This window comes from Nitratireductor aquibiodomus (assembly GCF_900105565.1).
Lineage (GTDB): Bacteria > Pseudomonadota > Alphaproteobacteria > Rhizobiales > Rhizobiaceae > Nitratireductor > Nitratireductor aquibiodomus.
Genome location: NZ_FNSL01000001.1, coordinates 1,546,503 through 1,567,722 on the forward strand (window position 1 = coordinate 1,546,503; position 21,220 = coordinate 1,567,722).

22 protein-coding genes are annotated in these 21,220 nt (G+C 62.3%); 10 read left to right on the forward strand and 12 right to left on the reverse strand.

Annotated features, from left to right (window positions below):
* Nucleotides 1–32: 32 nt before the first annotated feature.
* The 4 genes from BLW55_RS07415 to BLW55_RS07430 all read left to right on the forward strand — a co-directional run bounded on the left by BLW55_RS07415 (nt 33) and on the right by BLW55_RS07430 (nt 3,283).
* Entirely contained in the window at nt 33–1,139 is a 1,107-nt protein-coding gene (locus BLW55_RS07415) for a CobW family GTP-binding protein (protein WP_090327880.1), read from the forward strand.
* 3 nt (nt 1,140–1,142) lie between these two features.
* A complete protein-coding gene (locus BLW55_RS07420) occupies nt 1,143–2,117 on the forward strand; it encodes a WD40 repeat domain-containing protein (RefSeq protein ID WP_090327883.1) in 975 nt (324 codons plus the stop codon).
* 89 nt (nt 2,118–2,206) lie between these two features.
* A complete protein-coding gene (locus BLW55_RS07425; RefSeq protein ID WP_177175041.1) occupies nt 2,207–2,857 on the forward strand; it encodes a sigma-70 RNA polymerase sigma factor region 4 domain-containing protein in 651 nt (216 codons plus the stop codon).
* A gap of 36 nt (nt 2,858–2,893) precedes the next feature.
* Nucleotides 2,894–3,283, forward strand: a complete 390-nt coding sequence (locus BLW55_RS07430) for a VOC family protein (protein ID WP_090327888.1) — start codon at nt 2,894–2,896, stop codon at nt 3,281–3,283.
* A 3-nt stretch (nt 3,284–3,286) separates the two neighbouring features.
* Here the strand turns inward: BLW55_RS07430 and BLW55_RS07435 are convergent, their stop codons facing one another.
* From BLW55_RS07435 to BLW55_RS07445, 3 genes are read right to left on the reverse strand one after another with little or no spacing between them, the layout of a single operon-like run.
* Entirely contained in the window at nt 3,287–4,558 is a 1,272-nt protein-coding gene (locus BLW55_RS07435) for a glycerate kinase type-2 family protein (RefSeq protein WP_090327891.1), read from the reverse strand.
* A 15-nt stretch (nt 4,559–4,573) separates the two neighbouring features.
* On the reverse strand, nt 4,574–5,881 hold the full coding sequence (gene guaD / locus BLW55_RS07440) for a guanine deaminase (RefSeq protein ID WP_090327893.1): 1,308 nt from the start codon (nt 5,879–5,881) through the stop codon (nt 4,574–4,576).
* A 3-nt stretch (nt 5,882–5,884) separates the two neighbouring features.
* Nucleotides 5,885–7,099 (reverse strand): urate hydroxylase PuuD, encoded by a 1,215-nt coding sequence (locus BLW55_RS07445; RefSeq protein WP_090327895.1) that lies wholly within the window; start codon nt 7,097–7,099, stop codon nt 5,885–5,887.
* Between the two features lie 125 nt (nt 7,100–7,224).
* Here BLW55_RS07445 and BLW55_RS07450 point away from each other — a divergent pair, with 125 nt between their 5' ends.
* Nucleotides 7,225–8,145, forward strand: a complete 921-nt coding sequence (locus tag BLW55_RS07450; RefSeq protein ID WP_090327898.1) for a LysR family transcriptional regulator — start codon at nt 7,225–7,227, stop codon at nt 8,143–8,145.
* Between the two features lie 3 nt (nt 8,146–8,148).
* On the opposite strand, the gene BLW55_RS07455 is transcribed toward BLW55_RS07450, so the two are convergent.
* The 6 genes from BLW55_RS07455 to uraH are packed head-to-tail and all read right to left on the reverse strand — an operon-like array spanning nt 8,149 to nt 13,701.
* A complete protein-coding gene (locus BLW55_RS07455) occupies nt 8,149–8,406 on the reverse strand; it encodes a CopG family antitoxin (protein WP_065815836.1) in 258 nt (85 codons plus the stop codon).
* Nucleotides 8,372–8,680, reverse strand: coding sequence for a BrnT family toxin (locus tag BLW55_RS07460; protein WP_090327900.1), 309 nt, complete (start codon nt 8,678–8,680; stop codon nt 8,372–8,374). Before BLW55_RS07460 ends, BLW55_RS07455 begins: the two co-directional genes overlap by 35 nt.
* A gap of 38 nt (nt 8,681–8,718) precedes the next feature.
* Nucleotides 8,719–9,522 carry a xanthine dehydrogenase accessory protein XdhC gene (gene xdhC, locus BLW55_RS07465; RefSeq protein ID WP_090327902.1) on the reverse strand — a complete coding sequence of 268 codons (804 nt, stop codon included), beginning with the start codon at nt 9,520–9,522 and terminating at the stop codon, nt 8,719–8,721.
* 5 nt (nt 9,523–9,527) lie between these two features.
* Nucleotides 9,528–11,870, reverse strand: a complete 2,343-nt coding sequence (gene xdhB / locus BLW55_RS07470; protein WP_090327906.1) for a xanthine dehydrogenase molybdopterin binding subunit — start codon at nt 11,868–11,870, stop codon at nt 9,528–9,530.
* 2 nt (nt 11,871–11,872) lie between these two features.
* Nucleotides 11,873–13,336: a xanthine dehydrogenase small subunit gene (gene xdhA / locus BLW55_RS07475; RefSeq protein WP_090327908.1), complete on the reverse strand. Its 1,464-nt coding sequence runs from the start codon at nt 13,334–13,336 to the stop codon at nt 11,873–11,875.
* On the reverse strand, nt 13,336–13,701 hold the full coding sequence (gene uraH / locus BLW55_RS07480; protein WP_007008869.1) for a hydroxyisourate hydrolase: 366 nt from the start codon (nt 13,699–13,701) through the stop codon (nt 13,336–13,338). Before uraH ends, xdhA begins: the two co-directional genes overlap by 1 nt.
* Before the next feature lie 183 nt (nt 13,702–13,884).
* Here uraH and puuE point away from each other — a divergent pair, with 183 nt between their 5' ends.
* From puuE to BLW55_RS07500, 4 genes are read left to right on the forward strand one after another with little or no spacing between them, the layout of a single operon-like run.
* Nucleotides 13,885–15,321, forward strand: coding sequence for an allantoinase PuuE (gene puuE, locus BLW55_RS07485; RefSeq protein ID WP_090327910.1), 1,437 nt, complete (start codon nt 13,885–13,887; stop codon nt 15,319–15,321).
* A 16-nt stretch (nt 15,322–15,337) separates the two neighbouring features.
* On the forward strand, nt 15,338–16,174 hold the full coding sequence (locus BLW55_RS07490) for a bifunctional allantoicase/(S)-ureidoglycine aminohydrolase (protein ID WP_090327912.1): 837 nt from the start codon (nt 15,338–15,340) through the stop codon (nt 16,172–16,174).
* Nucleotides 16,171–16,671, forward strand: coding sequence for an ureidoglycolate lyase (locus BLW55_RS07495; protein WP_090327913.1), 501 nt, complete (start codon nt 16,171–16,173; stop codon nt 16,669–16,671). The genes BLW55_RS07490 and BLW55_RS07495 overlap by 4 nt, the downstream gene beginning before the upstream one ends.
* Nucleotides 16,668–17,261, forward strand: a complete 594-nt coding sequence (locus BLW55_RS07500) for a nucleoside deaminase (protein ID WP_090327916.1) — start codon at nt 16,668–16,670, stop codon at nt 17,259–17,261. The genes BLW55_RS07495 and BLW55_RS07500 overlap by 4 nt, the downstream gene beginning before the upstream one ends.
* A gap of 181 nt (nt 17,262–17,442) precedes the next feature.
* Here the strand turns inward: BLW55_RS07500 and pcaF are convergent, their stop codons facing one another.
* The 3 genes from pcaF to BLW55_RS07515 are packed head-to-tail and all read right to left on the reverse strand — an operon-like array spanning nt 17,443 to nt 20,326.
* On the reverse strand, nt 17,443–18,648 hold the full coding sequence (gene pcaF, locus BLW55_RS07505) for a 3-oxoadipyl-CoA thiolase (protein WP_090327917.1): 1,206 nt from the start codon (nt 18,646–18,648) through the stop codon (nt 17,443–17,445).
* A gap of 47 nt (nt 18,649–18,695) precedes the next feature.
* The gene (locus BLW55_RS07510; protein WP_007008875.1) at nt 18,696–19,472 is read right to left on the reverse strand and encodes a CoA-transferase subunit beta; all 777 of its coding nucleotides are present in this window, start codon (nt 19,470–19,472) and stop codon (nt 18,696–18,698) included.
* On the reverse strand, nt 19,469–20,326 hold the full coding sequence (locus BLW55_RS07515; protein ID WP_007008876.1) for a CoA transferase subunit A: 858 nt from the start codon (nt 20,324–20,326) through the stop codon (nt 19,469–19,471). The genes BLW55_RS07510 and BLW55_RS07515 overlap by 4 nt, the downstream gene beginning before the upstream one ends.
* A gap of 56 nt (nt 20,327–20,382) precedes the next feature.
* On the opposite strand from BLW55_RS07515, the gene BLW55_RS07520 reads away from it, so the two are divergent.
* Nucleotides 20,383–21,171, forward strand: a complete 789-nt coding sequence (locus tag BLW55_RS07520; RefSeq protein ID WP_090327920.1) for an IclR family transcriptional regulator domain-containing protein — start codon at nt 20,383–20,385, stop codon at nt 21,169–21,171.
* Nucleotides 21,172–21,220: the final 49 nt, after the last annotated feature.

Genomic DNA, 21,220 nt, shown 5'->3' on the forward strand with positions numbered 1-21,220 from the left:
GTCGAGAAACAATTCCAGTTTTGCGAGAAATCATGTCCGAGACGCAGACCGAGACACCTAGCGAAGCCGAAACGACACAGATTCCCGTCACCGTGCTGACCGGCTATCTGGGGTCAGGCAAGACGACACTCCTCAACCGCATCCTCACCGAGGATCACGGCAAGCGCTATGCGGTGATCGTCAACGAGTTCGGCGAGATCGGCATCGACAACGACCTGATCGTCGAATCCGACGAGGAAATCTACGAGATGAACAATGGCTGCGTGTGCTGCACGGTGCGCGGCGATCTGGTGCGTGTGGTCGAGGGACTGACACGGCGCACCGGCCGGTTCGACGCCATCGTGGTGGAAACCACGGGACTGGCGGATCCCGCGCCCGTGGCGCAGACCTTTTTCATGGACGACGATGTGCGCGCCAAAACCCGGCTCGACGCGGTGGTGGCGCTGGTCGACGCCAAGCACCTGCCACTGCGCCTCAAGGATTCCAACGAGGCGGAAGACCAGATCGCCTTCGCCGATGTCGTGATCGTCAACAAGACCGATCTCGTGACGCCTGAGGAACTGGCAACTGTCGAGGCGACGATCCGGGCGATCAACCCGATGGCCCGCATCCACCGCGCAGAGCGCGCCGGCGTTGCGCTGAGCGATGTGCTCGACCGTGGCGCCTTCGACCTGAAGCGTGTGCTCGACAACGACCCGCACTTCCTCGAGCACGGCCACCCGGACCATGTGTGCGGCCCCGACTGCGATCATGACCACCATCATCACGATCATGGGCATGAGCATGGGCATGACCACAATCACGGACACGACCATCACCATGACGCGGCGTCTCCCATCCACGATGCGGGCGTGAAGTCGCTCTCCCTGCGCGCCGGCGAAATGGACCCAAAAAAGTTCCTTCCCTGGCTGGAGAAGACCACGCAGATCGACGGGCCGAACATTCTGCGTCTCAAGGGCATCATCGCATTTGCCGACGATCCCGACCGTTTCGTGGTTCAGGGGGTTCACATGATCGTCGAGGGCGACCATCAGCGCCCATGGCGGGACGATGAAAAGCGCGAGACGCGCCTCGTGTTCATCGGCCGCGATCTGGACACCGAGCGCCTGCAACGCACCTTCGAAGCCTGCCTGGCCTGACGCATGCCCACCATTGCTCCGCTCGACCTCGACAGCCATTGCATTGCCATTGCCTGGCTTAACGACAGTCCGCATTTCGCGCTCGCCGATGGCGTGGTGCATCGTCTCGACAATGGCCACAAATGGGCAGAGGTTCACGACGGGCTTCTGGCCGCCTGCCCCGATGCAGACCATGCGCGTCTCATCACCGGCGGTGAGGATGGCCGCGTGACGGCGCTTTCGGCAGACGGCACGGTGAAAACGCTGGCAGAGATCGGCCGCAAATGGGTGACCAGCATTGCCGCCGGCCCGCAGGGCGCGGTCGGCTTTGCTGTCGGGCGCAGCGCCTATGTGCTCTTTGCCGATGGCAAACAGCGCGAATTCCAGCACCCGCGCTCGGTGGAAGGCATCGCCTTCGCACCAAAGGGGATGCGGCTTGCGGTCGCCCGCTACAATGGCGCAACGCTGCATTTTCCCGCAACCGACGGCAAGCCGACGGAGCTGGAATGGGCCGGCGCGCACACCGGCATCACCTTCTCGCCGGATGGAAAATTCCTCGTCACCACCATGCAGGAAAATGCCCTGCATGGCTGGAAACTGGCCGATGGCAAGCATATGCGCATGGCCGGCTATCCGGGCAAGGTGAAGTGTTTTTCGTGGAGCGCGAAGGGCAAGTGGCTCGCCACTTCGGGCGCACCGGGCGCAATCGTCTGGCCCTTTCAGGCCAAGGACGGCCCCATGGGCAAGGCGCCGCTTGAGCTGGGAACCCGCGGCGATGCGATGGTGACGCAGGTCTGTTGTCACCCCACCGAAGAGATTGCCGCCATCGGCTATGCCGACGGCATGATCCTGGCCGCGCGCTTTGCCGATCAGAAGGAAATCCTTCTGCGCAGATCGGGCAAGGGTGCGATCACCGCCATGGCATGGGACAATGAAGGCCGCCGCCTCGCCTTTGGCTCCGAGACCGGTGAAAGCGGCGTGGTGGATATCGCCGGTTGAATTTCACGCCCCGTGCCTCAGTCTTCGCTTGCAGCGCGCGCCGCGTCCTGTAGCTTCCTCACCTGACGGGAAGCATGGGGGAGCGAGCGGTGGATAGTAGGCGCACAGCGCAGGAGATGCCTGCCCGGCTTGAACTCACCCCCGCGACCTATCACCATCTTCTGAAAACGGCGCACCGCCACGCATCGCACCAGATCGAAGCGGAAGACCTGCTGCATGAAACGCTGATCGCCGCACTGACTGCCGGCAACCGCCCATGTGTGGAGAACCGCGCCTGGCTTCAGGGCGTCATGCGGAACGTGGCGGCGACGAAACGGCGCTCCGCCTACCGCCGATCACGGCGCGAGAACGCCACCCTGGTTATCGAGCCCACGGACGACAGCGAAGTTCCAACGGAATTCCTCTCAAGCCTGCCACGAAGCCAGAGAATCGTCGCACTTCTCGCTCTCGGCGGCCATACGCGCAATGAAATCCGCCACCTTCTGCGCATTTCCGATGCGAGCCTGCGCCAGCGGATTGCCGGCCTGCGCTGGCGTTGGCGCGATGCCGCTCCCAATGCCGAAACCCTTCCCGGAAAGCTTCTGGCGGGCACGCTCGCCTTCGGCAGGATCCGGCAGAACCTTCTTCCGCTGACCGGGCGCAACACGGCATTCCTGGCAAGCCACGATCCGGACGGACACCTCTTTGCGGTAAGTTTTTTTCATCTCAAAGCTCACAAACTGGGTGCCCGCGGCAATTAAGAAACAGAACCAACCTTGTAACATCAGGAGACAGACATGCTTTCCAACGTCCGCATCGGCAACATCTGCTACTACGTCAACGACATTGACCGCACGGAGACGTTTTACCGCGATGTGATCGGGCTGAATGTCCAGAGGATGGAAGGAGACGAGGAGACGGGCGACTGGCTGCTGGCCAGCATCGAGAACAATATCGAACTCATCTTCTTCAAGATGGAGTCGCGTCCCGGGAACACGCCCATTGTGGTGTTCGACCTCTCCGAGGGCGGCATCGATACCGTCGTGGAGGGTCTTGCGGAGAAAGGCGCGACGATCGTGACGCCTGTCAGCCATGCTCCGGGCGGCTGGTCTGCCGAATTTGCCGACCCGGACGGCCATGTCCTGTCCGTCTACCAGTCGGAAGAGCGCCCGCGCAAAAGCGCGTAAAAGCTACCGCACGAGCACCGCTCGCAAATCGTTGACATTCGTGCCGGTCGGCCCCGGCACGAAAAGATCGCCCAGTGCATCGAAGGCGCCCCAGGCGTCGTGTGCGGCGAGCAGCGCCTTCGGGTCGTGACCGACAGAGCGCAGCCGCGCGACGGTGCGGTGATCGGCGAAGGCGCCGGCATTCTCCTCCGAACCGTCGATGCCATCCGTATCGGCAGCGAAAGCGGAGATGCCGGGCACGCCTTCAATGCCGAGCGCCAGCGACAGAAGGAACTCGGTGTTGCGCCCACCGCGCCCGCCGCTTCGGCGCAGCGTGACCGTGGTTTCACCGCCTGAAAGCAGCACGACCGGTTTTCTGAAAGGCCGGTCGCGCAACGCCACCTCGCGGGCAATCGCCGCATGAACGCCGCCCACCTCGCGCGCCTCACCCTCAATCGCATCCGACAGGATGACGGCAGGCACGCCCTGCGCTTCGGCAGCAGCCGAAGCAGCTTCCAGCGAGCGCGCGGCCGAGGCGATGACGTGAACCTCATGTCCTGCAAAACGTGGATCATCCGGCTTTGGTGCGTCTGCCGCAGGTGATGCTAGATGCCGCATCACCGCATCGGGCAGCTGCATGCCATAGGTCTCGATCACGGCGAGCGCGTCCGCGCGGCTTGCCGTGTCGGGCACGGTCGGACCGGATGAAACAAGTGCCGGGTCATCGCCGGGAATGTCCGAAACGATCAGCGAGACGACGCGCGCGGGATGGGCCGCGGCGGCCAGCCTGCCGCCCTTGATTGCGGAAATGTGCTTGCGCACCGTGTTCATGGCCGAGATCGGCGCGCCAGACGCCAGAAGCGTCTCGTTGACGGCCATCTCGTCTGCAAGTGTCAGATCGCCTGCCGGTGCGGGGAGCAGAGCGGAACCGCCGCCGCACACAAGCGCGATCACCAGATCGTCCGGGCCAAGCCCGGTCACGCTCTCCATGAGACGCCGCGCGCCGGAGAGGCCCGCCTCATCCGGCACCGGGTGCGCCGCCTCCAGAACATCGATCATGCGGGCCGGCGCGCCATAACCGTAGCGGGTGACAACCACGCCTCCCAGAGGCCCATCCCAGGAATCTTCCAGCGCAGCCGCCATCTGGGCCGCGCCCTTGCCAGCCCCGACCACAATGGTGCGGCCCCGGGGCTTTTCCGGCAGGAATGCGCGAATGGTCTTGGCCGGGTCGGCGGCAGCGACGGCAGCGTCGAACAGTGTTGTGAAAAACGCCTTCGGATCGATGCTGCCGGTCACATGCGCCCCCTTAATCTACAAGGCGCTTTTGGCAGCCTCTCCTGCGACATAGGTTTCCACGATGGCGCGGTCATCGGCAAGCGTCTGGAGCAGGAAAAGCTCCTCGGCGAGAGTTTCCACACGCTCCATGCGCAACTCCATGACCGGCGTTGCGCGCGCGTTCAGAACCACGATATCGGCGTCGGTGCCCGGTTCCAGCGTGCCAACGCGCTCCGACAGGGAAAGCGCCTCGGCATTGCCGCGCGTGATCTGCCAGAAGGAGGCCAGCGGGTTCAGCTTCTCGCCATTGAGCGCGATCACCTTGTAGCCCTCATCCATGGTGCGCAACATGGAGTAATTGGTGCCGCCGCCCACATCCGTCGCCGAGGCGAGGCGGAGCGGCTTTTCGCGTTTGCGATAGCGCTGATAATCGAACAGGCCGGAGCCGAGGAAGAGGTTGGAGGTGGGGCAGAACACGGCGACCGAGCCCGTGTCCGAAAGCACATCCGCCTCGCGCTCGGAAAGATGAATGCAATGGCCGAGCAGCGCCTTGGGGCCGAGCAGGCCGTATTGCTCGTAGATGCCGGTATAGTCCGGCGCGTCGGGATAAACCTCCGCCGTCAGCGCGATCTCGTCGTGATTTTCGGAGAGATGCGTCTGCATGTGGAGGTCGGGGAATTCGCGCATCAGTGCTGCGGCCATCTCCAGCTGCTCGGGGCTGGAGGTGATGGCGAAACGCGGCGTGACGGCATAGTTGAGCCGGCCCCTGCCGTGCCATTCGCCGATCAGCGCCTTCGTGTCGTCGTAAGAGGACTGCGGCGTGTCGGTGAGTGCGGCCGGCGCGTTGCGGTCCATCATCACCTTGCCTCCCACAACGCACATGTTGCGCGCCAGCGCCTCGGCGAAAAAGGCCTCAGCGCTTTCCTTGTGAACGGAGCAATAGGCCGCCACCGTGGTCGTGCCGTTGCGCAGCAGCTCATCGAAGAACAGCCGGGCGATGTGCCGGCCGTGCTGAATGTCGGAGAACCTGGTTTCTTCGGGGAAGGTGTAGTCGTTCAGCCAGTCCAGAAGCTCCGCGCCGTAGCTGGCGATCACCTGCATCTGCGGGAAATGCGCATGCGCGTCGATGAAGCCCGGCAGGATGAGATGCGGACGATGGTCCACCACCGCGTACCCTGCTTCGGCTCCGGCTGCGACCTGCGCGAAACCGCCGGATGCGAGGATGACGCCATCTTCGACCAGAACCGCACCATCCTCGTCAAAGATATAAGCGTCGTGGTCGTCGATGCTCCGCGGTTCGGCCTTGAAGGACAGAAGCCGTCCACGGATAAGTTTCTGTGCCATGTGCTAGCGCGCCTCTTCGAACCAAGTAACGATCAGCCGCCGCTCCTCCTCCGTAATGCCCGAAACATTGCCGGGCGGCATGGCGTGGCTGCGGCCTGCCTGCAGATAGATTTCGCGCGCGTGCTCGGCAATAGAAGCATCCGTGTCGAGCACAACATTCTTCGGTGGGTAGGGTATGCCCTCATAGCCCGGCACCACCGCATGGCACATGGCGCAACGCCCCATCACCGTGTCACGCACTGCCGGGAAATGGGTCGAGGTGACGAAGCTCTGTCCCGTCGCCGAAAGCTTGGTCTCGCCGGTCAGAACCTGCGGGACGGTGGAAAGCCACATGATGACGATGAAGAGAACGCCGGCCAGCCCCCAGGTCCAGTGCGGTGTGCCCTTACGGGCATGCACGGTGTTGAAATAGTGGCGGATCAGCACACCGATGATGAAGATGAGCGATGCGATGACCCAGTTGAACTGGGTGCCGAAGGCCAGCGGATAATGGTTCGACAGCATGAGGAAGACGACGGGCAGCGTCAGGTAGTTGTTGTGCAGAGAACGCTGCTTGGCCTGCAAGCCAAGCTTCGGCGCGGGCGTTCGTCCTGCCTTCAGATCGGCCACCACGATCTTCTGATTGGGAATGATGATGAGGAAGACATTCGCCGTCATGATCGTTGCGGTGAACGCGCCCAGATGCAGGAAGGCGGCGCGGCCGGTGAAAAGCTGCGTATAGCCCCACGCCATCGCAACGAGGATGGCATAGAGCACCAGCATCAGCACCGTATCGTTTTTGCCGAGCGGCGATTTGCACAGAAGGTCGTAAAGCAGCCAGCCAAGCCCGATGGAGGCGAGTGAGATCAGGATGCCGCCCCAGGCCGGCACATCGAGCACATTGCGGTCGATCAGATAAAGATCCGCGCCTGCATAATAGACGATGGCAAGCAGCGCGAAACCGGACAGCCAGGTGGAATAGGATTCCCATTTGAACCAGGTCAAGTGCTCCGGCATGGAGGCGGGCGCGACCAGGTATTTCTGGATGTGGTAGAAGCCGCCGCCGTGAACCTGCCACTCCTCGCCATGAACGCCCTCCGGCAAGCCCGGCCGCTTCACCAGCCCCAGATCGAGCGCGATGAAGTAGAAGGACGAGCCGATCCATGCGATGGCAGTGACCACATGCAGCCAGCGCACCCCGAAAGACAGCCAGTCCCACAAAACCGCGTAATCGTTCATGCCAATTTCCTCAGCTCCACGAGGCACAGGGTGAAGGAGTCCGGTATAAACGGAAAGCGGATAAGATCACGATGACTTTCAAAAAAATCTGGAAAATAATGCGCGCGAAACCCTAAAGGAATCGCATGGCCTATCTCGACAACATCGCCGTTTTCGTCCGCGTGGTGGAGCTTGGCAATTTGTCTTCTGCCGGACGCGACATGCGGCTTTCACCCGCTGTCGCCTCGAACCGGGTGAAGGAGCTCGAAAAGCACCTTGGAGTGCGGCTGTTCAACCGCACCACGCGCCAGCTCACCCCCACCGAGCAGGGTCGCGTCTTCTATGAGGGCGCGCGCAAGGTGCTCGAAGCGGTGGCGGAAGCCGAAGCATCGGTGGCCGATCTTTCCGGCCAGCCGCGCGGGACGATCCGCGTCACCGCGCCGCTCGGCATCGGCAAGCGGCTGATCGCCAGCGGCATTCCCGAATTTCGTGACCGATATCCCGAGATCGAGGTTCGCTTACGGCTCTCCGACCATGAGGTCGACATGATGCGCGAGGGCATCGACGTTGCCTTCAAGCTTGGGATTCTCGAGAACTCCTCGTTCCGCATGCGCGGCATCATGGATTGCGAGCGCGTTCTGGCGGCAGCGCCCGATTATCTGCAACGACGCGGCGAACCGAAGACGCCCGAAGCGCTGATCGATGAGCGTCACGATTGCCTGATGCTGCGCTTTCCCGGCGCACGTGAGCATTTCTGGGTGCTACAGACGCCAGAGGGCGCGCGAAAATTCGAAGTGGGCGGCCCGTTCGATTCCGACGATGGCGACGTGATCACCGACTGGGCGCTTGCCGGGCGCGGCATCGTCAACAAGCCCCGCTTCGAGATCGAGCCATTCCTGCGCGACGGGCGGCTCCAGGTGGTTTTGCCCGACACACCGCCCGTGCCGGTGAAACTCGCCGCGCTCTACCCGCACAAGAAATTTCAGGACCCGAAAGTGCGGTTGCTGGTCGACTTCATGGCAAGCCGTTGCCAGAAGATGATCGGCGAGACCCTGTCGGAGCAATGATGGTCAGCCTGCACGCAGGCTTTCCAGACCGCGTTGAACAAGCTCGCGCATGAGCCGCTGATAGGGAACGCCGCGCTTCTTCGCCTCAGCCTTCACGGCATCCAACTGGCTTTGCGGCATGCGCATATTCACCCTTGCCGCCTTGTTCTCGAACTCGAACCCGGCGGGTTTGAACGCGCCAAAATCCAGATCGGAAAGATCCTGATCGAGGAAGTCTTCCGCATCCTTATCGGTTTTCAGTTTGGGAACGCTGCGTTTCATAGCGTTTCACCTCCTTGGCATGCATATAGCGCGCTGTGATCGGACGAATAAGACGCTTCCCATCAACCATACGAAAGGTCACGCCCATGAACATGGGGCGGCCCTGCCGGTTGCGTCCGATAACGATGTAGCGGTCTTCGGGCCCAGAGTGTGCGGGATCAGGCGCAATCAACGGATCATGAAAAAGCGCATATTCGATCTCGTCCTTCGAGACACCATGCTTTGCGCATTTCGGCCAGTTTCCGGCATCCCAGTCAAAGCCCGCGATCTTCATTCATCAAGTATGTAGTTTTGTACACACAAATGTCAACATCACGACTGCAAAGCCGTCAGTATCTCCGCAGCCGCCATCGCCGCGATGACGGCGGGGCGTTTGTCGTGTACGGCATCGCCGCCGATGGGGGTGACGAGCTTCGATAAACGGTCTTCATCGCCGCCATTCTTGAGATACCAGCTCTTGAAGGTCGCGCGCTTGGTCTTCGAGCCGATCATGCCGACATAGGCCGCATCGTCACGTGCCAGCGCCTCGGCAACCAGCAGAAAATCGAGCGCGTGATCGTGGGTCAGGATCACGAAGGCGGTTCCGGTGGGGGCTTCACGCACCGCCTCTTCCGGCAGGGCCGTAAGGCGCGTCTCCACATCGTCCGGAAAATCCTCAAGCGCCTCCTTGCGGGTCTCGACCACCAGCACCCGCACGGGCAGCGGGGTCAGCGCTGCCGCCAGCGCATGGCCGACATGCCCCCCGCCAAACAGGATCACCTGAGGGAAGGAAGCCGCCTCTTCGCTGGCGCGTTTCAGGATGGCGCTGCGTTCCTCTTGATCTGGAACGCGAATGTCGAGCGCCACCCGGCCACCGCAGCACTGGCCGATTTCCGGTCCAAGCGGAATGTCGAGAGCGCCAGTTGCGAGATTATCCGAGATGAGCGCACGCGCTTTGGCAATCGCCATGAATTCAAGCTGGCCGCCACCGATGGTGCCGAAAATCGATTCGGGCGAAACCAGCATCCACGCGCCCTCTTCGCGCGGGGTAGAGCCTTTCGCCTCGCGCACCTCGACAAGCGCAAGGGAAGGCGAGGCTTGCAGGAAGGTTTTGAGACCGGAGGTCGAATCGGCCATATCGATCAGCGCGCACCTTCCGCCCGGACCCGCTCCACCGCCATCAGCACACGCTCAGGCGTGGCCGGCGCATCGAGACGCGGGCAGACCTTGTGATCGGCAACACTCGCCACCGCATCGGACAGCGCGTGAAGCACGCACATGGCGAGCATGAAGGGCGGCTCGCCCACGGCCTTGGAACGGTGCACCGTCGGTTCGGCATTTTCCGCCCAGTCGGCAAGCGCCACGTTGAACACCTTTGGGCGATCGGACGCGAGCGGGATCTTGTAGGTGGAAGGTGCATGGGTTCGAAGCCGCCCCTTGCCATCCCAGACCAGTTCTTCGGTCGTCAGCCAGCCCATGCCCTGAATGAAGCCACCCTCGATCTGGCCGATGTCGATGGCGCGGTTCAGCGAACGCCCTGTCTCGTGCAGGATGTCGACGCGCTCGACCATGTATTCGCCGGTCAGCGTGTCGATGGAAACCTCGGCACAGGCCGCGCCATAGGCGAAATAGTAGAATGGCCGCCCCTGCCCCTTGTCGCGGTCCCAATGGATCTTCGGCGTCTTGTAGAAACCGGCAGCCGAAAGCTGGATGCGGGCCATATAGGCCTCGCGGATGAGGTCGGCAAAGGGGATTTCGCGGTTGCCGATGCGCACGCGCCCCGGAAGGAACACGACCTGATCCTTCGGCACGTCATGGGCTTCGGACGCGAAGTCGATCAGGCGGGTCTTGATCTGGCGCGCTGCATCCTGCGCGGCCATTCCGTTCAGATCGGACCCGGATGAAGCCGCCGTAGCGGAGGTGTTGGGCACCTTTCCGGTGGTCGTGGCGGTGATCTTCACCTGGTCGATGTCGATCTGGAATTCCTCGGCCACCACCTGCGCCACTTTGGTGTAGAGCCCCTGCCCCATTTCGGTGCCACCGTGATTCAGATGCACGGAGCCGTCCGTATAGACATGCACCAGCGCCCCGGCCTGGTTGAAATGCGTGGCCGTGAAGGAGATGCCGAACTTGACCGGCGTCAGCGCAAGGCCGCGCTTGATGACCTGGCTTTTTGCATTGAAGACCGCGATTTCACGCCGACGCGCGGCATAATCGGCACTTGCCTCCAGCTCGGCGATGACCCGTTCTGCGACATTGTCCTCCACCGTCTGGTGATAGGGCGTGACGTTACGGTCGTCGGTGCCGTAGAGGTTCTTCTTGCGGATTTCGAGCGGGTCTTTGCCGAGCGCAAAGGCCACCTCATCGATGATGCGCTCTGCGCCGACCATGCCCTGCGGCCCACCGAAACCGCGAAACGCGGTGTTGGACACAGTGTTGGTGTAAAGCGGGCGCGAGACGGCGCGGGCGGCGGGGTAGAAATAGGCGTTGTCGCAATGAAACAGCGCCCGGTCCGTCACCGGACCGGAGAGATCGGCCGCATAGCCGCAGCGCGCGGCATAGGTGAGATCGACGCCGAGAATGTTTCCCTCATCATCGAAGCCGACTTCATAGTCGATCAGGAAATCGTGGCGCTTGCCGGTCGCCGTCATGTCGTCGTCGCGGTCCGGACGCAGCTTTACGGGACGGTTGAGCTTTTTGGCGGCAATGGCCGAAATCACCGCAAACAAATTGGCCTGCGTTTCCTTGCCGCCGAACCCGCCGCCCATGCGCCGCACCTCGATGGTGACGGCGTGGGAGGAAACGCCCAGCGCATGCGCCACCATGTGCTGCACCTCGCTCGGGTGCTGGGTGGAGGAAAACACGGTGACGTCGCCATCCTCGCCCGGCATGGCGAAGGCGATTTGCCCTTCCAGATAGAAATGGTCCTGCCCGCCGACGCGCATCTGGCCCTTGATGGAACGTGGGGCGGCTGCGATGGCCGCGGCACTGTCGCCGCGCTCAAGCTTGAGAGGTGCGGTGACAAGCCGCGCATCGGCGCCCGCATCGGCAATATCAATCAGTGCGGGTTCTTCCGCATACTCGATCTTGGCCAAACGGCAGGCACGCCGCGCCGCATCGCGCGTTTCGGCAATGACGGCAAACACCGGTTGGCCGAAGAACTGAACCCGGTCACTGGCTAGAATGGGTTCGTCATGCAGACCGGTGGGGCTGATGTCGTTTTCGCCGGGAATGTCGTCTGCCGTCAGAACGGTGACAACACCGGGCGCGGCACGCACTTTTGAAAGGTCCATGCTCGTGATCGTGCCATGCGCCACTTCGGAAAGGCCGAGACAGGCATGCAGCGTGCCCGCCGGTTCGGGCATGTCGTCGATATAGACGGCTTCGCCGCTGACATGCTTGTGCGCGGAATCGTGCTTCTGATCGCTGGCGACGCCACCGGCGATCCTTGCCTTTTCCAGATCAAGCGTTTCGTGCCGTGTCATGATCAGGCCGCCTCATATCTGGAGAGCTTTGCCGAGCCGCCCGTGCTTTCAAGATAGAAGCGGCGGAGCAGGTTTTTCGCGGCCATCATGCGATAGCCGGCGGAGGCACGCATGTCGCTGATCGGCTGGAAATCTTCCTCATAGGCCGAAAGTGCTGCCTCGACAGTTTCCTCAGTCCACGGCTTTCCAACAAGCGCTACCTCAACGGCTTTGGCGCGTTTTGGTGTCGCCGCCATGCCGCCATAGGCGATGCGGGCGGCTTCAACCCGGCCATCGGCGATACTGATGTCGAAAGCGCCAAGCACTGCCGTGATGTCTTCATCGCGGCGCTTGGAGATTTTCCAGACCGCGAAACGGGAGGCCGCATCGGGCAACGGCACATGCACCGCCTCGACGAACTCGCCGGGCGCGCGGTCCTGTTTGCCATAGTCGATGAAGAAATCTTCCAGTGGAATCGTGCGGCGGGTATTGCCCTTGCGCAGCGTAAGGGTTGCGCCAAGGGCGATCAATGGCGGAGGTGTATCACCGATGGGCGAGCCGTTGGCGATGTTCCCGCCAATGGTGCCCATATTGCGCACCTGCTCGCCACCGATGCGGTCGATCAGCGCGCCAAGTGGAGGGATGCGCTTTGCCAAAAGCGCGAACGCATCGGAATAGCTGACGCCAGCACCGATGTGGATTGCGCCATTCTCTTCCCCAATATCGCGCAATTCATCGAGCCCGCCAATGAACACCACCGGCGCAATCTCGCGCATGAATTTCGTGACCCAGAGCCCCACATCCGTAGCACCGGCAACGATGGTGGCCTTTGGCTCGGCTTCGAGAATCGCTGCGAAATCGTCGACATTTGCGGGAATAAGCAGGCGGTCCTGGGCGGAACCGATCTCCACCCTTGCGCCATCCTTCATCTGGTTGAGCGCGGCGATGACCGCAGCACGCTCCGTCGCCAACGGATCCGACATCGCATTACCATAGGTGGAGGCGGCCAGCGCGGCGCGCACAATGGGTTCATAGCCAGTGCAGCGGCAGAGATTGCCTTGCAGTGCCTTTTCGACAGCGCGCTCGGTGGGCTGCGGTTCGCGCATCCAGAGCGCGTAAAGCGACATGACGAAGCCCGGTGTGCAAAATCCGCATTGCGAACCGTGATAATCGACCATCGCCTGCTGCACCGGATGCAGACTGCCATCGGCGCGTTTCAGATGCTCCACCGTCACCACATGGCAGGCATCAAGCGAACCGAGGAAACGAATGCAGGCATTGACGCTCTCATAAACGAGTTCGCCCTTGCGCAGCCGCCCGACAAGAACGGTGCAGGCGCCGCAATCGCCTTCCGCGCAGCCTTCCTTGGTGCCTGTCAGACGCTGGCGCAGGCGCAGATAATCGAGGAGCGTTTCGTCCGGGCGGGCATTGCCCAGCGCCACCGGCGTGCCGTTCAACAGAAAGCGGATTTCAGAACGCGCTTTCATCAGCTTCCCCTGTAGGTGGAGTAGCCATAGGGCGAGAGAAGCAATGGCACATGATAATGCGCCTGCTCGGCCATGCCAAAGCGGATCGGCACCTGATCGAGAAAGGCCGGGGCCGGTAGATCGGCACCGTGGGCCCGCAGATAGGCGCCGGCCTCAAACACCAGTTCATAAAAACCCGTGCGAAACGCCTCACCTTCAAGCAGCGGCGCATCGCAGCGACCATCGCTGTTGGTCGTGACGGTTTTCACATGAACCCGCGCCTCGCCCTCCAGACGATAGAGCGCGATCTCCAGCCCTCCCGCCGGTTTTCCGCTGGCGGTGTCCAGCACGTGGGTCGTCAGACGGCCCTCACCCGCATTGCTCATGCGGCCTCCCTTTGAATTCGCTCAAGCCACTTGCCCTATATATAGTTGATTGTGAGGCAAATCGGCTGCGAGCATAAGAGGCCCTGCGGAGGATCGACAACTAAACTCTTTCAATTTTTTCAGGAAAGTACCTCCCGCATTCCATCTATTATCCTTGCCAATGATGAATTTCGGACAGATTGCATGACCCGCTACCTGAGAAACATGATCGGCTATGGCCAGACACCACCGAACGCCGACTGGCCCGGCGACGCAAAAGTCGCGGTGCAGTTCGTCGTCAATTACGAGGAGGGCGGCGAAAACTGCATCCTGCATGGCGACGAGGCCTCGGAGGCCTTTCTTTCCGAAGTGGTGGGCGCGGCCCCCTGGCCCGGCATGCGCCACTGGAACATGGAATCTATCTATGAGTATGGCGCGTGTGCCGGCTTCTGGCGGCTCCACCGCATGTTAACGGCAGCCAATATCCCCGTCACCGTTTTCGGCGTCGCCTCGGCCCTTGCCCGCAGCCCCGACCAGCTTGCCGCCATGCAGGACGCCGGCTGGGAAATCGCCTCGCACGGCCTGAAATGGATCGACTACCGCGCCCATTCGGAAGAAAGCGAGCGCGCCGACCTTCTGGAAGCCATCCGGCTGCACACCGAAGTGGTGGGCGAGCGCCCGCGCGGCCTTTATCTCGGCCGCACCTCGGTCAATTCGGTGAAACTGGCCATTGAGGAAGGCGGGTTCGACTGGATCTCCGACACCTATGACGACGATCTGCCCTACTGGATCGACCATGACGGCCATGGGCATGGCACGCGGGCGCAACTGGCCATTCCCTATACACTCGACGCAAACGACATGCGGTTCGCCACGGCTCAGGGGTTCAATTCCGGCGATCAGTTCTTCAGCTATCTGAAAGACGCTTTCGACACGCTCTATGCCGAGGGGGCTGCCGGTCGCCCGGCCATGATGAGCATCGGGCTTCACTGCCGCCTCATCGGCCGCCCGGGGCGCGCCGCGGCGCTTCAGCGCTTCATCGACTATGTGAAAAGCCACGACCATGTGTGGCTTGCAACGCGCGGCGAGATCGCCCGGCACTGGCGTGAGAAGCACCCTTATGAAGCGCCCGCGCTGCGCCCGTGCCGCATGAGCGAACCGGAATTCATCGAGCGGTTCGGCAGCATCTACGAGCATTCGCCATGGATCGCCGAACGCGCGGTGAAGCTGGAGCTCGGCCCCGCGCATGACACAGCGGGAGGGCTTGCCAATGCGCTCGCCCGCGCCTTCCGTTCCGCCAGCGAAGACGAGCGGCTTGATGTTCTGAAAGCGCATCCCGATCTGGCAGGGAAACTAGCGGCAGCCAAAAGGCTGACCGAGGAATCGAGCAAGGAGCAGGCTTCGGCCGGGCTCGATGCGCTTACCGACAGCGAGCGCGCCCGCTTCACCGAACTCAACACCGCCTATACGCAGAAATTCGGGTTTCCCTTCATCATCGCCGTCAAGGACAACACGAAAGACAGCATTTTGAAGGCCTTCGAAACCCGGTTAGAGAACAGCCGCGACGAGGAATTCGCCACCGCCTGCAGGCAGGTGGAGCGGATCGCCCGCCTGCGGCTCAACGACATCCTTCCCGCATGAGTTCAGGACAAAGAAGATGAACGCCCGCACCTATTACGCCCCGCATGGCGGGCATCCGCCGCAGACCCAGCTCCTGACTGACCGCGCGGTTCTGACGGACGCCTATGCGCTGATGCCGAAGGGCGTCATGCAGGACATCGTCACCAGCCTGCTGCCGTTTTGGGAAAAGACCCGCTGCTGGATCATCGCGCGGCCTCTGTCCGGCTTCGCCGAGACCTTTTCGCAATACATCATGGAAGTGGAGCCCGGCGGCGGCAGCGACCGGGCCGAACTCGATGAGACCGCGGAAGGCGTGCTCTTCATCGTCGAGGGCGAACTGACCGTCGAGATCGCCGGCGAAACGCACAGGATGACGCCCGGCGGCTACGCCTATCTGCCGCCATCGAGCGGCTGGACCGCGCACAATCGGGGCGACGCGTCCGCGCGGTTCCACTGGATCCGCAAGGCCTATGAGCCCGTCAACGGCCTCGACACGCCTGATCCACTGTTTCTGAACGAGGCCGATATCGCGCCCTCTCCCATGCCGGGAACGGATGGGAAATGGGCAACGACGCGCTTCGTCGATCCGGCCGATCTGCGCCACGACATGCATGTGACCATTGTCACCCTGGAACCAGGTGCTGTGATCCCCTTCGCCGAAACGCATGTCATGGAACACGGTCTCTATGTGCTGGAAGGCAAGGCCGTCTACAGGCTCAATCAGGACTGGGTGGAGGTGGAAGCCGGCGATTTCATGTGGCTGCGCGCCTTCTGCCCGCAGGCCTGCTATGCCGGCGGGCCGGGCAAATTCCGCTACCTGCTTTACAAGGACGTCAACCGGCACGCCCGGCTGGGCGGCAGCTTCGCACGATGAAACGGATCGAGGCCGGGAAGCTCACACGCGACGCTTTCGCGCCCTTCGGCGACGTGATCGAGACCGAGGGCGCGGCAAGCTTCCTCATCAATGCCGACAAGTGCCGCCGCTTTCACGATCTGGCGAGCGTCGAAACGGCGGGTGAGAATGCGCGTGTTCTGATCAACATCTTTCGCGGCACGCCTTATGCGCTGCCGCTGCAGCTTTCCATGGTCGAGCGGCACCCGCTTGGAACCCAGGCCTTCATGCCGCTTTCGCCCGCTCCCTTTCTGGTGATCGTGTGCCCGGATGAAGGTGGGAAGCCCGGCGAACCCCGCGCCTTCGTCACACGGCCGGGACAGGGCGTGAACTATGCACGCGGCACCTGGCATGGCGTTTTGACGCCCATCGGCGAACCGCAGGATTTTGTGGTGGTCGACCGTGGCGGAGACGGCAACAATCTGGAAGAATTCCACTTCCCCGACCCCTTTGAAATTACGGTGCCATCGCTCACATGACCGCCCCCGACATTCACCTCATCAACAGGCTGCTCGACGTGATCGAACAGGACATCCTGCCGAAAACCGCGGAAGGCGTCGCCCATGGCAACAAGCTCTTCGGCGCGGCGATCCTGAAGAAAAGCGACCTTTCGCTGGTGCTTGCCGAGACCAACAATGAGCTGGAAAACCCGCTCTGGCATGGCGAGGTGCACACGCTGAAGCGGTTTTACGAACTGCCGAAGGAGGAGCGCCCCGACACGACGGACTGCATTTTTCTCTCCACACACGAACCCTGTTCGCTGTGTCTTTCGGCGATCACATGGACCGGCTTCGACAATTTCTACTACCTCTTCAGCCACGAGGATTCGCGTGACGCCTTCGCGATCCCGCACGATCTGAAAATTTTGAAAGAGGTCTTCACGCTGGAGCCCGGCGGCTACAATGCCGAAAACGCCTTCTGGAAAAGCTATGCCCTGCCCGCTCTCGCTACGGCGCTGCCGGAGGCTGAGGCGCTGAAGGCGCGCATTGCAACGCTCGCCGCAGCCTATGCCGCCCTTTCCCAACGCTATCAGGACAGCAAGGCGGAGAACGACATTCCGCTTAATTGAAGAGGAAGGCAGGGCCACTCCCAGCAGCCCCGCCGGGGCATGCCTTACCTTTGTCTGCCTTCACCTCACCCTGAGCGTGTCGAAGGGCGGGGTGAAGGCACGCACAGCGTCGCCACCTGCGCGCGCCATCCCGCCCTCGCCCTTCGACGAGCTCAGGATGAGAGCTGTGATTTGCCGGCGCTTAGACCCGCTCCAGCGCCAGCGCGATGCCTTGGCCGACGCCGATGCACATGGTGGCGAGCGCCAATTTGCCGCCGGTGGCCTGTAGCTCAAGCGCGGCGGTGCCGGAGATGCGCGCGCCCGACATGCCGAGCGGATGGCCAAGCGCAATCGCGCCGCCATTCGGGTTCACATGCGACGCATCCTCGGCAAGGCCCAGTTCGCGCAGCACGGCGATGCCCTGCGAGGCGAACGCCTCGTTGAGCTCGATCACGTCGAAATCCGAAGGTTTTAGGCCAAGCCGCGCGCAAAGGCGCTGCGTTGCCGGTGCCGGGCCGATGCCCATGATGCGCGGCGGAACGCCGGCTGTCGCACCGCCGAGAATCCGGGCAATCGGCGTCAGGCCATATTTCTTCGCAGCCTCCTCCGAAGCGATGATGAGCGCCCCCGCACCGTCATTGACGCCGGAAGCGTTGCCGGCGGTCACGCTGCCGCCCTCGCGGAAAGGCGTCGGCAGCTTGCCGAGCTTTTCCACCGTGGTGCCGGGACGCGGATGCTCGTCCTTTTCGACCACCACCGGGCCGCCCTTGCGCTGGGGAATGGTCACGGGAACGATTTCCTTTGCGAGACGCCCGTTTTCCTGCGCGGCCACAGCCTTGTTCTGGCTGCGCACGGCAAAGGCATCCTGATCGGCGCGGCTGACGGAGAAATCCGCCGCCACGTTCTCACCCGTCTCTGGCATGGAATCGACGCCATACTGCGTCTTGAGCAGCTTGTTGACGAAACGCCAGCCAATCGTGGTGTCGTAGATTTCCGCGTGGCGCGAGAAGGCCGTTTCGGCTTTCGGCATGACGAAGGGAGCGCGGCTCATGGATTCCACGCCGCCGGCGATCATGATCTCGGCTTCACCCGCCTTGATGGCGCGCGCGGCGATGGTGATCGCGTCCATGCCCGAACCGCACAGGCGGTTCACAGTGGAGCCCGGCACCTCTATGGGCAGGCCCGCAAGAAGCACGGCCATGCGCGCCACGTTGCGGTTGTCCTCGCCCGCCTGATTGGCGCAGCCATAGAACACATCGTCGAGTGCCGCCCAATCGACCTTCGGGTTGCGCTCCATCAGCGCCTTGATCGGCAGGGCAGCCAGATCGTCGGCGCGAACGGAGGAAAGCGCGCCGCCGAAGCGGCCGATCGGCGTGCGGATGTAATCGCAAATGAATGCTTCAGCCATGCGTGAGGTCTCCTAACCATCAATACCGGCAGCGCCCGGCAGAAAGATCATGCACCCTTATGAGCCGCTTCAGTACGGGCTTTCAAGTCGCGCAGTGTCGCAAGCTCGAGTTCGGTGGGCGGCGGCGTCTCTTCGACATTGGCGGCGAAGCTCACAGTCCAGCCGCAGGTTTCCTGCACCTGATCGCGCGTGACGCCCGGGTGCAGCGACACGATAGTGAACTCCTTCGTCACCGGGTCGGGCTTCCAGATCGCAAGATCGGTGATGAGCAGCGTCGGCCCCTTGGTGTCGATGCCCAGCTTCTGGCGGTGGTCGCCGCCATCGCCATGTCCAAAGGAGGTGTAGAAATCGATCTTCTCCACCATGCCCCGCTTCGACTGGGCGAGCGTGATGTAGACCTCCTGCGAGGAGGTGGCGATTTCGGGAGCGCCACCGCCGCCGGGAAGCCGCGTCTTCGGGCTGTCATAGTCACCGATGACGGTGGTGTTGATGTTGCCGTATTTGTCGATCTGGGCCGCGCCCAGAAAGCCGATGGTGATGCGTCCGCCCTGCAGCCAGTAGCGGAACATCTCCGGCACCGGCACGGTGGTCAAGGCAGTGTCGCACAGCTCGCCATCGCCAATCGAGAGCGGCAGCACATCGGGCGCGGTGCCGATGGTGCCAGATTCGTAGATCAGCGTGATGTCGGGCGCATGCGTCAGACGCGCAATGTTGCAGGCAGCCGAGGGCGCGCCGATGCCGACAAAGCACACATCGTCATTCTTCAGCGCGCGCGAGGCGGCAATCGTCATCATTTCATTGGGAGTGAATTCGGGCTTGCTCATCCTGCGTCCCTCAGCTTCTCGACACGGTCCACGAAATCCTCCGGCGTCGCATCGAGCACATTCTTCTGCATCCAGTCGCGGAACAGGTCGCGGTCTGCAGCGATCTTGTCCCATTTCAGATATTCGGCATTGTCGCGCGCGTAATAGCCATGCGTGTAGGAGGGATGCGCGCCCCCCGGCACCACGGCGATGTCCGTCACCGTCCAATGCGGCAGAATGGTCAGATTGGGGTGCAGGTCGGAGAAATCGTCGACGACTTCTTCGACGGTCACGACAGCGCGTTTCGCCGCCAGTACCGCCTCTTTCTGAATACCTACAATGCCCTCGACCAGAACATTGCCCTTCCGGTCCGCCTTCTGCGCATGAATGAAGACGACATCGGGCCGCAGCGCCGGCACGGCGGCCAGGCTCTCGCCCGTGAAGGGGCACTCGATGAACTTGATGTTCGGGTTCACACGGGCAAGCTCCGCGCCGCGATAGCCACGGAAAATCGCACAGGGAAGCCCGGCCGCGCCCGCCTCATAGGCATTGGCCATGGCGGCGTGCGAATGTTCCTCGATCTCGAGCTTGTGCGGAAAGCCGTTTTCCACCGCATCGCGCAGGCGGCGTAGAAGCCCCACCCCCGGATTACCGGCATAGGAAAAGATGAGCTTGCGGGCGAGGCCCATGCCGATCATCTGGTCGTAGACCACATCGGGGGTCATGCGGATCAGCGTGAGATCACGGAAACCTTGGCGGATCGCCTCATGAGCGGCGGCGGTGGGAATGAGATGGGTGAAGCCTTCGAAAGCGACACTGTCGCCATTGCCGAGATTCTCCGCGACCGCCTGCGACAGCGGAACAAAACGCGCCATGGCTTTCCTCAAAAGTTCGTATTGCGAACATAAGTTTTATATGCGATACTTATTAAATGGAGAATGAAACCGAGTCAAACAACAGTGAGACCCGCGATATCGTCGGATCGCTGCAGAAGGGGCTTGGCGTTCTGGAGATTCTGGCAAATGCGCCGGACGGCATGACGCTGACGGAAGTGGCGACGGAGGCCGGGCTGACACGCGCAGGCGCGCGGCGGCTGCTCCTCACACTGGTGGCGAGCGGTTATGCACGCCAGGAAGAGCGTCGTTTTTTGCTGTCCGCCAGGCTGCTCGGGCTGGCACGGACCTGGATGGGCGGCGCCGCGCTCTGGCACTATGCAGAACCCATCATGCGGCGCATCTCGGAAACCCTCGGCGAATCCTGCTCTGCAGCCGTCCTTGAGGGAGAGGAAGTGGTCTATGTGGCACGGGTGGCAGGGCGACGCATCGTTTCGGTCGCCCTCAATGTCGGCACGCGTCTGCCTGCCTACTGCACGTCGATGGGGCGAATACTTCTGTCAGACCTGGATGCGTCCGAACTCACCCGTTTTCTCGCGCAGGCGGCGATCAGCGCCAAGACCGAAAGAACGATGACGGACCGGACCCAGATCACCAAAGCCGTGATGCAGGCCGGCACGCGTGGATACGCCATTGTCGATCAGGAACTGGAACTCGGCCTGCGGTCGATTGCAGTGCCAATTCGCGACAAGACGGGACGCATCACCGCCGCGCTCAATGTCTCCACCCAGTCGGCGCGCTTCACCTGCACAGAGATGGAGCAGACAATCCTGCCTCTTCTGCAGGCGGGTGCGCGGGAAATCGAGGACTTTCTCGCTCTGCAATAGCGCCTTGTCACACACGACAGAAGCATCGTCCAAAGGAAAAGTGTAGCGT

Coding starts and splice junctions, on each gene's coding strand:
- xdhA (WP_090327908.1), bottom strand. CDS start 13,336: ATGAAAGCGCGTTCTGAAATCCGCTTTCTGTTGAACGGCACGCCGGTG.
- BLW55_RS07500 (WP_090327916.1), top strand. CDS start 16,668: ATGACCGCCCCCGACATTCACCTCATCAACAGGCTGCTCGACGTGATC.
- BLW55_RS07495 (WP_090327913.1), top strand. CDS start 16,171: ATGAAACGGATCGAGGCCGGGAAGCTCACACGCGACGCTTTCGCGCCC.
- BLW55_RS07490 (WP_090327912.1), top strand. CDS start 15,338: ATGAACGCCCGCACCTATTACGCCCCGCATGGCGGGCATCCGCCGCAG.
- BLW55_RS07450 (WP_090327898.1), top strand. CDS start 7,225: ATGGCCTATCTCGACAACATCGCCGTTTTCGTCCGCGTGGTGGAGCTT.
- BLW55_RS07460 (WP_090327900.1), bottom strand. CDS start 8,680: ATGAAGATCGCGGGCTTTGACTGGGATGCCGGAAACTGGCCGAAATGC.
- BLW55_RS07520 (WP_090327920.1), top strand. CDS start 20,383: ATGGAGAATGAAACCGAGTCAAACAACAGTGAGACCCGCGATATCGTC.
- guaD (WP_090327893.1), bottom strand. CDS start 5,881: ATGGCACAGAAACTTATCCGTGGACGGCTTCTGTCCTTCAAGGCCGAA.
- puuE (WP_090327910.1), top strand. CDS start 13,885: ATGACCCGCTACCTGAGAAACATGATCGGCTATGGCCAGACACCACCG.
- BLW55_RS07455 (WP_065815836.1), bottom strand. CDS start 8,406: ATGAAACGCAGCGTTCCCAAACTGAAAACCGATAAGGATGCGGAAGAC.
- BLW55_RS07420 (WP_090327883.1), top strand. CDS start 1,143: ATGCCCACCATTGCTCCGCTCGACCTCGACAGCCATTGCATTGCCATT.
- xdhC (WP_090327902.1), bottom strand. CDS start 9,522: ATGGCCGATTCGACCTCCGGTCTCAAAACCTTCCTGCAAGCCTCGCCT.
- BLW55_RS07445 (WP_090327895.1), bottom strand. CDS start 7,099: ATGAACGATTACGCGGTTTTGTGGGACTGGCTGTCTTTCGGGGTGCGC.
- BLW55_RS07510 (WP_007008875.1), bottom strand. CDS start 19,472: ATGAGCAAGCCCGAATTCACTCCCAATGAAATGATGACGATTGCCGCC.
- xdhB (WP_090327906.1), bottom strand. CDS start 11,870: ATGACACGGCACGAAACGCTTGATCTGGAAAAGGCAAGGATCGCCGGT.
- uraH (WP_007008869.1), bottom strand. CDS start 13,701: ATGAGCAATGCGGGTGAGGGCCGTCTGACGACCCACGTGCTGGACACC.
- pcaF (WP_090327917.1), bottom strand. CDS start 18,648: ATGGCTGAAGCATTCATTTGCGATTACATCCGCACGCCGATCGGCCGC.
- BLW55_RS07430 (WP_090327888.1), top strand. CDS start 2,894: ATGCTTTCCAACGTCCGCATCGGCAACATCTGCTACTACGTCAACGAC.
- BLW55_RS07415 (WP_090327880.1), top strand. CDS start 33: ATGTCCGAGACGCAGACCGAGACACCTAGCGAAGCCGAAACGACACAG.
- BLW55_RS07515 (WP_007008876.1), bottom strand. CDS start 20,326: ATGGCGCGTTTTGTTCCGCTGTCGCAGGCGGTCGCGGAGAATCTCGGC.